This is a genomic window from Bacteroides caecigallinarum (assembly GCF_021530995.1).
Lineage (GTDB): Bacteria > Bacteroidota > Bacteroidia > Bacteroidales > Bacteroidaceae > Phocaeicola > Phocaeicola faecigallinarum.
The window spans coordinates 1-11,616 of the sequence record NZ_JADYTF010000111.1 but is presented as its reverse complement, the minus strand read 5'-3'; the positions used below and the strand labels follow the sequence as shown (position 1 = coordinate 11,616).

The following is an 11,616-nucleotide window of genomic DNA, read 5'->3' as shown; positions in this document are numbered from 1 at the left end:
GCATAAGTTTCATCTGTTATCCAAAAACAATAACGAGGCTTATCATTAATAAATTCTTCTGCTCCGATAAAAGGTTTAATAAAAAATGAATAATCAGGATAATGTGCTTTAAAATGTTCTTTTTCTTCTGAAGTAAGTATAAAAGCACCATCATCTTTAGGTGCGTTTCCTAAAACCATTGGAGGAAGATTATTTAAAGGATTGCCTATAGGATAGATTATATTAGCTTCAGAATTAATAAGATAAGGGGATATATTTTTAACTTTTATAGAGCTGTTTGCCCTATAAAGAACCTTGTTCCTTTCAATATTTTGGGGCTTTATTCCAATAATAGCGCACGTAACACCTGCGTTACCCTTTGCATTGTTACCCCATTTAAAAGAATTATATGCAAAATATATATTAACGAATGAGAGTAATTGGGACCACAATAACGAGACCTGAACTCCTTGACAAATTGAGTTTGTAGTTACGAAAGAACAAAATGTTTTAGAATTCTCGATATACTTTGAGCCTTTATAAAACCAACATGCAATATAGTCTAAATCTTTGTATTTATCGAAAATGTTTTTAAAAACAAAATCCATATCATCTTGATGGGAGCTTTTTCTAAGACTTCTCCCTATGTACGGCGGATTTCCCATAATATAAACCTCATCATCAGCTTTATGCGGACAAACAGTTTCCCAATCCAAACGGCACGCATTTCCACATACGATAAGCCCACTCGGGCGCAAAGGTAAAGCGTTTGGACGGATACTGAATTCCTTCTCAAATTCGTTGTTCATCTGATGCTCAGTAAGCCATAGGGACAATGTTGCGGTATCGCAAGCAAAATCGTCTATCTCTATGCCATAGAATTGTTGAAGGCTTATGTTTGACATTGGGAGTTCCGGCTCTCCCCATTTACGTAATACTTGCCAAATCTTTATTTCAAGTTCACGTACACATTTGTAGCTTACTATCAGGAAGTTCCCGCTTCCACAGGCTGGATCGAAGAATTTGATTTTTCCCAATCTTACCAACAGCTTACGCATACGCTTGACGTCTTTGATTTCTTTGGCTACGGTAAACTCTTCGTACAGTTCGTCCAGAAACAATGGCTTTATTAGCTTCATAATGTTGGGAACAGAGGTATAGTGCATACCAAGACCAGCACGCATTTCGGGAGTTACAACAGCCTGTATCATAGAACCGAAAATGTCCGGATGAATCTTTTTCCAGTCAAAGTCACCACACTTTATCATAAGAATACGGGCACGACGGCTTAATACAGGTATAGGTATTCGCTGTTCGAACAGTCCACCGTTAACGTATGGGAAAATGGAGAACTGTTTAGGAAGATTATCAAGTACAGCTGGGTTATTAGTGGACATAGCCAAGAATGCACGGTCTATGAACTCTGCAAGATCGTGACCGTCTTCTGCTGTATGTTGCCTTATGGAATTTGTAAAAAGTTGAGGCTCAGGAAACAGGTTTGTGTCTTCGGCAAAGAAACAGAAGAGCAGACGCGACATAAAGATATTAAGATTGTGCATCGCCGTTTTATCCTTGATGTCATTATGACGGCGTATCTCGTCGAAAATCTTTGCCATAAGTTCGGCTGACTTGACATCGGCTTCGGCTTCCGCAATATGTTGAATCTTTTCGATACCGGCAAGTGGATAAAAGAAATCAAAATCTTTCCACATAAGCGATACATTGTTTTCGTATATATCCTCTTCTTTAGGGTCAAGAGCTACGATAGTTTCTCCATTGCTCACTACATATAGGCGTGGCATTTGCTTTACAATGCGAGTGTCGGACTGCATATCCTTTATTTCGTCGTGGAAATCAAGCTGTCCCTTCGGACGATAGGCTATAAGGTTTGGAATAAGGATTGTACGACCATCCTTGGCCTTATTTCCTACTCCTTCACGAATGCGTCGAAGATTACCTTCACCATAACCACAAAAGATAGCTAACAGGTGATAAATAAGTTCTTCACCCGAAATATGTGATTCATTCAGTTTCTCCAACGCATCTTGCGCTTCTATATGTGAAAAGGATTTTGTATTCTTGGCCATTCTTATAGTTATTTTAAAATAATCAGTTCATCAACAAAAATACTCTTTTTATTCCAAAATGAAAAATAATTAAATGTAAGATTATTTCAGATTATCGATAAGTCTTCTTCATTTTAAACCTCTCGAATTCGAGGGGTTTAAGTACTAATATTCCGAGTATATCAGTTTATAAAAAACATGTCAGTTATATACTATATTACATTACGTGAACATTTAGTATATAACTGAGCTTGTAGTTAGTAATCAAAAAGTTTAAAGTACATTTACTTTACTTTGTTTTGTCTTTTTACGTACTTACGAATATAAGTATGGTAAGTTCTACAATCTATACATAAAAAAATTATTATCTATGGAGGATTGATGAGCGTCCTTACTTATCAGTAAAAAATAAAATGCCACTCAAAAATCAATCTTCCAAATACTCTTTGCGCAATTGCTCATCTTCTGCTGTCTGTTATTGATAGCAGCCTCATTCCATTCGATATATTCCTCCGGAATTTGTCTTGTGGAAACGAAAGCGGATTTGCTGTACAATTCAATCTTTTCAGCGTATGATTTATTCTTGAGTTCGCTGTTGTATGTCTTTTCAAGCAGGCACAGATTTCCCAATCTGTATATCAGGTTGTCAAAGTTATAGTCGTTCTCTCCCCATGTTTCATCCGGATTTTGCGGCAGAATGTGTTCTATGGTGTCGATGTTTCCGTCAAGGTTTACTTCACGTGTACCTCCTGTAAAACGTTCTATCTTTCCAAGTATGTATCTGATGATTTTGTTGTTGCGTGTACTGTCAATAAAGCTTTTATGACTGAATATTGGTACAAACTCATTGTCTTCTATATATACTTCTTTAAGTTGTTTCTTGTCATATACTTTGTCGGTAGTGATTTGTATAGCAATGCTGTTATACACTCGTTCTATGTCATTCGGGTTTTTACCGCAAATGACACTATAGCGGAAACTGATTACTATTATATCTTTCAGCAGTTTGTCAAAATAGTTTATACCGAGAAACTTATAAGCTGCCATCAACATGGAAAACGGCTGTTTAAGACCAAACAGGTTAAGAAGCCTGATATTTTCGCTTATTTCTCTTTTTCCTTGCCATAATTCATCGTCGGCATTGCGTAATGCCATGAATATATCGCTGTAAGTGTTCATGTCGGTCACTAAGGAGAAAACATCTGTGGCACTTTTTATTTTATCACGTATAGCTTTAAACAAGTCGTTTGCTCTTACTGTCTTATATTTTGAGTTCCAATAGTAGCGGATAAAATCAGGCAATTTTTCCGCCTGAATGTTCTTTGTCAAGGCAGACCATTTTTCTTCTAATGTGGCAATTCTTCCGGGATGGTCGGCTGTATTGTCAACCAGTGAGAAGAGATAGTTTTTAAGCAAGTCGGCAGATGAAAGCTGGACACCACGTGCATTGAGGGTTTCGAACACACGGAAGGCATTCATTTCGTTACCGACCTTGATTATCGTGAAATAAAGATGGTCGACTAGGTAAGTGATGAATTCCGCATATTGCCGGCCTGTTCTGAATTTGCCGGTCAACTGTTTTTCATACCATTCGAAACATTTCTTCATGAGTTTCTCGGTATATGTAGTATTACGCAGTTTCAGTTCACCTAACTTGACGATATATTCCTTGTAATAACCGTTATTGTTTCTGTTAAGGACAAGAATGTTGTCGTATTCAAGCGTAACAGGGTCTATATTACCTATATATGTATCTTTCAGAGTTTTTATTCTCTGTGTATTATCTTCTACGTCGATTCCCTTATCAACAAGTTTCTGAATTGACTTTATGGCAGCAAGAATAATCATGGTTATGGTGGTAAAGCGTTGCTGACCGTCAATGATGATGCTGTTCTTGTCGTCATTTGATGTCTGTAGAACAAGATATCCCATGTAGTGCTCGCTTCTTTCGGAATACATCACTTCAATGTCTTGCCATAAATCATCCCATTGTTCTGTTTCCCAGGAATAGTCTCTTTGAAATTTGGGGATTATATATTTGCCTCCACTTCTGATGAGAGAACCAAAATGATTTGTTGCTGAATCTTGAATACCAATCATAATTTTTGCTGCTTTTATATAATCAACAAAAATACTCTTTTTATTCCAAAACGAAAATAATTAAATGTAAGATTATTTCAGATTATACTACTATCATTTTCACATCCTTCACACTGCGAAGGAGCAATATGTGCTTTGTTATATTTAAATACTATTTAAACAGTGGTTAAACAGTATTTTAATGGATTTCGAACAAGCAGACATAAAATACACTATATTTTTTTGGTGCCGACCATTGTGAGCAGAGCTGCCGACCATCGTCAGCAATGCTGCCGACCATCGTGGTCAGTGCTGCCGACCATCGTCAGCACCAAGAGAAGCTTTGTTGGAAATTATTAGAAAGTCTTGTTTGCTACTTTGATTCTTCCAATATCCGCTACAAACAAATCCATTATTTCTTTGGAAAATTTAAAAATCAGCCGATTTATTTCTTTGGAATTTTCAATTTTTGGCCTGATTATTTCCTTGGAAAATTTAATTTTTAGGCATATTATTTGTTTGGATTTTTTAATTTTTGTATCTTTGTTGGTGTGAATCAAAGGTTTATGAAGTATGTATTGTAGCAGGATTATAGACAGATATTTGTCCGATTGGGCAACCGGGAAAAACCGCAAGCCTCTTCTCCTGCGTGGGGCAAGGCAGGTGGGTAAATCTACGGCTGTAAAGGAACTTTCAAGGCGGTTTGAAAGTTATGTGGAAATAAATTTTGAAAAGCTGCCCCAATATAAGGCTCTTTTCAATGAGGATTTGGACGTGAAACGTATCATAACACAAATATCGGCTATTTATGGCATTTCTATTCAGCCCGGGAAAACATTGCTTTTCCTTGATGAGATACAGGAATGTCCGAATGCAGTAATGGCATTGAGATTTTTTAAGGAAGATTTGCCGGAATTGCATGTCATCGCAGCCGGTTCTCTTCTGGAATTTGCACTTAATGAACTTCCAACTTTCGGGGTAGGAAGAATACATTCCATGTTCATGTATCCGATGACATTCGATGAATTTCTTTTGGCCAACGGGCAGAACCTTCTGCTGGAAGCACGTAATCAGGCTTCTATAGAAAATCCTCTCCCGGAGGCTTTGCATAACAAGCTTGTGGAACAGCTTCGTATATATATGCTGGTAGGAGGTATGCCTGAAGCTGTGAAAACGTGGGTGGAAACTCATGATTTCCTTAAATGTCAGGAAATACAGGATGACATACTCGTGGCGTATGGTGATGATTTTCCGAAGTACAAGAAAAACGTTGATCCTGTAATTCTACTTCTTACTCTTAGAAGTGCTGCCGTGCAGGCGACAAGGAAATTTGTGTATTCAAGGGTAGGCTCGGACTATAAAACGCATGAAATAAAGAAGGCTGTGGAACTGTTGATTCTTGCCGGAATCCTGCATCCCGTCACTCATACGGATGCTAACGGATTGCCTTTGGGAAGTGAGACTGACAGTTCTTATATGAAGCTTCTGCTTCTTGATACGGGATTGCTGCTCAGACTCTTGAATATGTCATTAGGTGACATATCGGACATTACTGCGCAGATTCTTACGGGTAGTGCAGACGACCTTGCAAACAAAGGTCCTATGGCTGAGCATATCGTTGGTTTGGAAATGCTCCACTACATGAGTCCGAATGTCAGACATGAACTTTATTATTGGGTAAGGCATTCCAAAAATTCTCAGGCTGAAGTTGATTACATATCGAATCATCTTCAGGTGGTTGTCCCTATTGAGGTAAAGGCGGACAGGCAGGGAGGCATGAAGAGTCTTTGGGGATTTATGAGAGACAAAAAGTTGCATTATGCCGTACGATGTTCTATGGAGAATTTCGGCAAGTTTGATTATAATGACAATGAAACCAATGAGTTGAGGCATGTCAGAATTTGTCCTATATATGCTGTTTCGATGCTTGATAAAATCAAACAGGGGATGGAAAAATAATATGTTATTTGGTTATATCGGAAAAAATCACGAAAATTGCATGACATTTAACGATTATATAAGCTTATACTGACAGAGAATGATAGTTTGCATAGCCGAAAAGCCCAGTGTGGCAAGAGATATAGCGAAAGTGCTTGGCGCACACAACAAGAAGGATGGTTTCATAGAAGGAAACGGATATCAGGTGACATGGACATTCGGACACCTGTGTACGCTGAAGGAGCCGCACGAATATACTCCGCAGTGGAAATCTTGGTCGCTGGCAAGTCTGCCGATGATACCGCCGCGTTTCGGAATTAAGCTGATAAACGACTCCGGAATAGAAAAGCAGTTCAAGATAATAGAATCGTTGATGCAGAAGGCGGATATGATTATAAACTGCGGTGATGCCGGACAGGAGGGTGAACTGATACAGCGATGGGTGATGCAGAAAGCGGGAGCGAAATGCCCGGTGAAGCGTCTGTGGATTTCGTCGCTTACGGAAGAGGCTATCAGAGAAGGGTTTGCAAACTTGAAGGACCAGTCGGAATTCCAGCCATTGTATGAGGCGGGACTCAGCCGTGCGATAGGCGACTGGACGCTCGGGATGAATGCCACACGACTTTATACCCTTAAATACGGACAGAACAAGCAGGTGCTGTCTATCGGACGCGTGCAGACTCCTACACTGGCTCTTATCGTGAAAAGGCAGCAGGAGATAGAGAATTTCGTGCCTAAACAGTACTGGGAACTGAAGACTTCGTACAGGGATACTGTGTTCTCTGCAATAGTGCGCAAGAGTGATGAGGAACTGGCAGAAGAGGCTGTAGCCGAGAAGGAAAATCCGCAGCTGAAAAAGAAAACTCCTGCGAAAGAAGATGCCAACAGGGGTATTCCGCCTATTACTGACCAGGCTACAGGCGAACAATTGCTGGAACGCATAAAGAACGCTCCGTTTACTATCACCGACATTTCATCGAAGAAAGGAACTGAGGCACCGCCAAGACTTTTCGACCTTACTTCACTTCAGGTCGAGTGTAACAAGAAATTTGGTTATTCCGCCGACATGACTTTGCAGCTCATACAGTCGCTTTACGAAAAGAAGGTGGCTACTTATCCGCGTGTGGATACTACTTTCCTGAGTGACGATATATATCCCAAGTGTCCGAAGATTCTTGAGGGACTGAAGGATTATGCCGTATATACGGCTCCTCTGACGGGCAAACCGCTTATAAAATCGAAAAAGGTGTTCGATAATTCGAAGGTTACGGACCACCATGCCATTATTCCTACGGGTGTGCAGCCGCGTGAGCCTACGAATATGGAGAAAACGGTTTACGACCTTATTGCAAGGCGTTTCATTGCTGTGTTCTATCCGGACTGTAAGTTCTCTACCACTACGGTGATAGGCGAGGCGGATTCTATAGAATTCAAGGTGACGGGAAAGCAAATCCTGGAACAGGGATGGAGAGTGGTGTTCGCAAAGGAACAGCAGGATGATACGAAGGAGAATGACGAGGAGAAGACTCTGCCAGCATTCACGAAAGGGGAGAGCGGACCGCACTATCCTTCGCTTTTCGAAAAGTGGACTCAGCCGCCACGCCCATATACTGAGGCTACTCTCCTAAGGGCAATGGAAACTGCCGGTAAGCTGGTGGAAAACGACGAACTGCGCGATGCGATGAAGGAAAACGGTATAGGCCGTCCTTCTACGCGTGCCGCCATAATTGAGACTTTGTTCAAAAGAAGATATATCCGCAAGGAGAAGAAGAATCTGATTGCTACTCCTACGGGGGTGGAACTGATTCAGCTTATTCATGAGGAGCTGTTGAAATCTGCCGAGTTGACGGGTATATGGGAAAAGAAACTTCGTGAAATTGAGAAAAGAAGTTACGATGCCGCCACGTTTATCAACGAACTGAAGCAGATGGTTACGGAGATTGTATATAGCGTGATAAGGGATACGAGCAACCGCCGTGTGACTGTTACTTCGGAGGAGGATGTGAAGGCTGCTGCGAAGAAAGGTTCTGCAGGAAAAGATGCGGCCGCGAAACCGGCTGCTGCAAAGACTCCGCGCAAGAAGGCTGCTCCGAAAGTGGAGAAAAAAGCCGTTGAACCGGAAATCGTGGGCGATGATATTGTCGGCAAGGTTTGCCCTTTATGCGGTAAGGGTACCATCATAAAGGGTAAAACTGCATACGGTTGTTCGGAGTGGAAGAACGGTTGCGGTTTCAGAAAACCATTCTGACCTCGTCAGGCATATATCCGCTGCGGATTCTCCATTCCTGGGGATAGAGATTGTTCGCACGGTTTCCTATGTTCTTCACAAAGCCTAAAGGTGTGTTGCGGTATGTCACGAGTACATATCCTTTAGGTATTGAGGCATCGAGTGTGACGGCTTCCTTCCTGAGATATGCTATTGCCTGTTCATAACTCAGCTCTGCCTGTGGGAAACTTTCTCTGTTGAGGCTTGTACTCATGGCGAGCGAGTGATGAGGCTGCCAGTCTTTGCCTTTGTTTTCGGCAAGGGTTATTCCACGATGAAGTATGCGGATGTTGTTTCCCTTGTCTTTCAGAAGGTTTTCCAGGCTGTTCAGCCTTTGTGATTTAGCTACGGCCGTAGTTCCGTCGATAGAGAATTCAAAATCTTCGCTTTCGCATATCCATGATTTTATTTCGCTGGTTACGGTCAGGGAGTTTTGTTTCTTGTCCTGCTTCTTGTTGTTTTTCCTGTTGTTTTTTCTTGAGCTGTAGTCGGACAGGATGTCATATTCTTCTTCAGATGCTCCGTTCTTGCGGAGTACAGCCATGAAGAGTCCTTCACCAATGGTTCTGTGTGGCAGGAAGCGATATACTGGAAAGTCATATCCGGCAAGGTTGCCTGTAATGTTCCATTCCTCGTTTGTTTCTACAGGAAGTACTTCTGCGCCAAGTTCGCTTGCTATCCAGGCTACGTTGTCTTCGTTTTCTTCACGGTTGAATGTACATGTGCTGTAAATTAGCAGTCCTCCTGGTTTCAGGCAAGGCCATATATCGCGGAGTATTCTGCGCTGGCGTTCCCAGCATAGTCCTACGTTGGCGGGGCTCCATTCTTCTACAGCCACTTCGTCTTTTCGGAACATTCCTTCGCCGGAACATGGTACGTCAGTCAGAATCACATCGAAAAGGGATTCAAGCGGTGTGAAGTCCGAAGGGTCGTTGTTGGTTACTATCACTTCAGGATTTCCCCATTTTACTATGTTTTCGGCAAGTATCTGCGAGCGGTTGCGCATCACTTCGTTGGCTATGAGCAGACTTCCTTCGGGGAGTGAGGAACGGAGTAGGGTGGACTTGCCGCCGGGAGCCGCGCACAGGTCGAGGGCGACAACTGGTGATCCTACATACTGGTGCAAAGCGCTCTCAAGAAACATGGACGCTGCTTCCTGAACGTAATAGCTTCCGGCATGAAACAGCGGGTCGAACGTGAATGTGGGGCGTGCAGACAGATAATATCCGTCTGTTGTCCACGGGATGAGCTTCGCATCCTCCGGCACAAGTCCGGTCTTTGCTCCGTTGATTCGTATGCTTACGGGCGTATCGTTCTGCATCGCTTCGCAGAGGGCTTTACAGTTTTCCTCGCCCATCAGGGCTGCTGTTCGTGATATAAATGAAACGGGGAAATTCATATTCTTCTGTATATATTAATGTCTGCAAAGTTAATGTTTTTCATAATGTTTTTGATTAACTTTGCCCTCAATAATAAATAATTAAGTACAACATAATCTTTATGAAGCAATATTTAGACTTACTTCAACGCATAAAGACCGAAGGCGTGAGGAAAGACGACCGTACGGGAACGGGTACAATCAGCGTGTTCGGACATCAGATGCGTTTTAATCTGGAAGATGGTTTTCCGCTCGTAACAACCAAGAAACTTCATCTTAAATCCATTATCCACGAACTTCTCTGGTTCCTGAAAGGTGATACAAATGTGAAGTATCTTCAGGAAAACGGTGTAAGAATATGGAATGAGTGGGCTGATGAGGATGGTAATCTTGGACATATATATGGCTATCAGTGGCGTTCATGGCCAAAATACGACGGCGGATTTATCGACCAGATTTCGGAGGCTGTGGATATGATAAAGAACAATCCTGACTCAAGACGTATCATCGTGAATGCATGGAATGTGGCCGACCTTGACAATATGAACTTACCGCCGTGTCACATGTTCTTCCAGTTCTACGTGGCTGACGGACGTTTGAGCCTGCAGATGTATCAGAGAAGTGCGGATACATTCCTAGGAGTGCCGTTCAATATAGCTTCGTACGCTCTCCTGCTACAGATGATGGCACAGGTGACAGGATTGAAAGCGGGCGATTTCATACATACTTTGGGTGATGCTCATATATATCTTAATCATTTGGAACAGGTTGACCTGCAGCTGACAAGAACTCCGCGCCCTCTTCCTGTGATGAAAATCAATCCTGACGTAAAGGATATTTTCAGTTTCAAGTATGAGGATTTCCAGCTTGAAAACTATGACCCATGGCCACACATTGCCGGAAAGGTTTCTGTATAATAATTATTAACTGAAGGATATTTATGATTTCGATTATTGTAGCTATAAACAAGAATAACGGTATAGGATATAAGAACGAACTTCTGTACTGGCTTCCGAATGACCTGAAAAGATTCAAGACTCTGACTACCGGTCATACCATAATCATGGGACGCAAGACTTTCGAGTCTCTTCCAAAGGGTGCTCTGCCTAACAGGCGAAATATTGTTCTGAGCAGTCAGGATGTTACATTCCCCGGTGCAGAGTGTTTTCATAGCCTGAAAGATGCTCTTGAGGCATGCAAAGATGAAATAGAGGTGTTTATTATCGGTGGCGCAAGCCTGTATAAGGAAGCAATGCCTATAGCCGACCGTCTTTATATAACAGAGATAGATGATTCTGAAAAAGAGGCAGATGCTTTCTTTCCTGAAATATCTCTTGATATATGGGAAGAAAAAAGTAGAGAATGCCATTCAACAAATGAAAAGCATCTCTACTCATATAGCTTTTGTGATTACGATCGTATCAAATAATTTATTCATCATCATCATTCGCCAGATCAAGTATAGGCATCTGGCGTTTGATTGCCTCATGGAATGATATTATCGTTTCAGAACGAGACAATCCCAATGGTTGCAGTTTGTCGTGTATGATGCTCAACAAGTGATGGTTATTCTTTGCATAAATCTTTATGAACATATCATACTGACCTGTAGTGAAATGACATTCTACTACTTCAGGAATTTTCTTTAGTTCTTCTGTCACAGAATCAAACTGTTCAGGATCTTTTAAATACAATCCTATATAAGCACATGTTTCGTATCCTATTTTTTCCGGGTCAATTATAAATTCTGAGCCTTTTAAAATTCCCAGATTAGTAAGTTTTTGAATTCTCTGATGTATAGCTGCACCAGACACGTTACATACGCGAGCCACTTCCAAAAAAGGAATACGAGCGTTTTCTGCAATCATACGCAGAATTTGTTCATCCAAATTATCCAACTGATGATGTCC

The 11,616-nt window shown here is 41.5% G+C and carries 8 protein-coding genes; 4 read left to right on the top strand and 4 right to left on the bottom strand.

The window, feature by feature from the left end:
• Both I6E24_RS13220 and I6E24_RS13215 read right to left on the bottom strand, forming a co-directional pair.
• The coding region (locus tag I6E24_RS13220; RefSeq protein WP_235329002.1) for a DNA methyltransferase at nucleotides 1–2,066 on the bottom strand (2,066 nt) is incomplete at its 3' end.
• A gap of 399 nt (nucleotides 2,067–2,465) precedes the next feature.
• Nucleotides 2,466–4,145 carry a DUF262 domain-containing protein gene (locus I6E24_RS13215; protein ID WP_235329001.1) on the bottom strand — a complete coding sequence of 560 codons (1,680 nt, stop codon included), beginning with the start codon at nucleotides 4,143–4,145 and terminating at the stop codon, nucleotides 2,466–2,468.
• Between the two features lie 552 nt (nucleotides 4,146–4,697).
• On the opposite strand from I6E24_RS13215, the gene I6E24_RS13210 reads away from it, so the two are divergent.
• Nucleotides 4,698–6,083 carry an ATP-binding protein gene (locus I6E24_RS13210; protein WP_235329000.1) on the top strand — a complete coding sequence of 462 codons (1,386 nt, stop codon included), beginning with the start codon at nucleotides 4,698–4,700 and terminating at the stop codon, nucleotides 6,081–6,083.
• A gap of 79 nt (nucleotides 6,084–6,162) precedes the next feature.
• A complete protein-coding gene (locus I6E24_RS13205) occupies nucleotides 6,163–8,310 on the top strand; it encodes a DNA topoisomerase 3 (RefSeq protein WP_235328999.1) in 2,148 nt (715 codons plus the stop codon).
• On the opposite strand, the gene I6E24_RS13200 is transcribed toward I6E24_RS13205, so the two are convergent.
• Nucleotides 8,294–9,727, bottom strand: a complete 1,434-nt coding sequence (locus I6E24_RS13200) for a methyltransferase RsmF C-terminal domain-like protein (RefSeq protein ID WP_235328998.1) — start codon at nucleotides 9,725–9,727, stop codon at nucleotides 8,294–8,296. The two genes, I6E24_RS13205 and I6E24_RS13200, sit on opposite strands and share 17 nt — an antisense overlap.
• Nucleotides 9,728–9,828: 101 nt before the next feature.
• Here I6E24_RS13200 and I6E24_RS13195 point away from each other — a divergent pair, with 101 nt between their 5' ends.
• Both I6E24_RS13195 and I6E24_RS13190 read left to right on the top strand, forming a co-directional pair.
• Nucleotides 9,829–10,623, top strand: a complete 795-nt coding sequence (locus I6E24_RS13195) for a thymidylate synthase (RefSeq protein WP_235328997.1) — start codon at nucleotides 9,829–9,831, stop codon at nucleotides 10,621–10,623.
• Nucleotides 10,624–10,646: 23 nt separating this feature from the next.
• The gene (locus I6E24_RS13190) at nucleotides 10,647–11,135 is read left to right on the top strand and encodes a dihydrofolate reductase (RefSeq protein WP_235328996.1); all 489 of its coding nucleotides are present in this window, start codon (nucleotides 10,647–10,649) and stop codon (nucleotides 11,133–11,135) included.
• 1 nt (nucleotide 11,136) lies between these two features.
• Here the strand turns inward: I6E24_RS13190 and I6E24_RS13185 are convergent.
• Nucleotides 11,137–11,616: Lrp/AsnC family transcriptional regulator (locus I6E24_RS13185; protein ID WP_235328995.1), on the bottom strand; the 480-nt coding region annotated here is incomplete at its 5' end.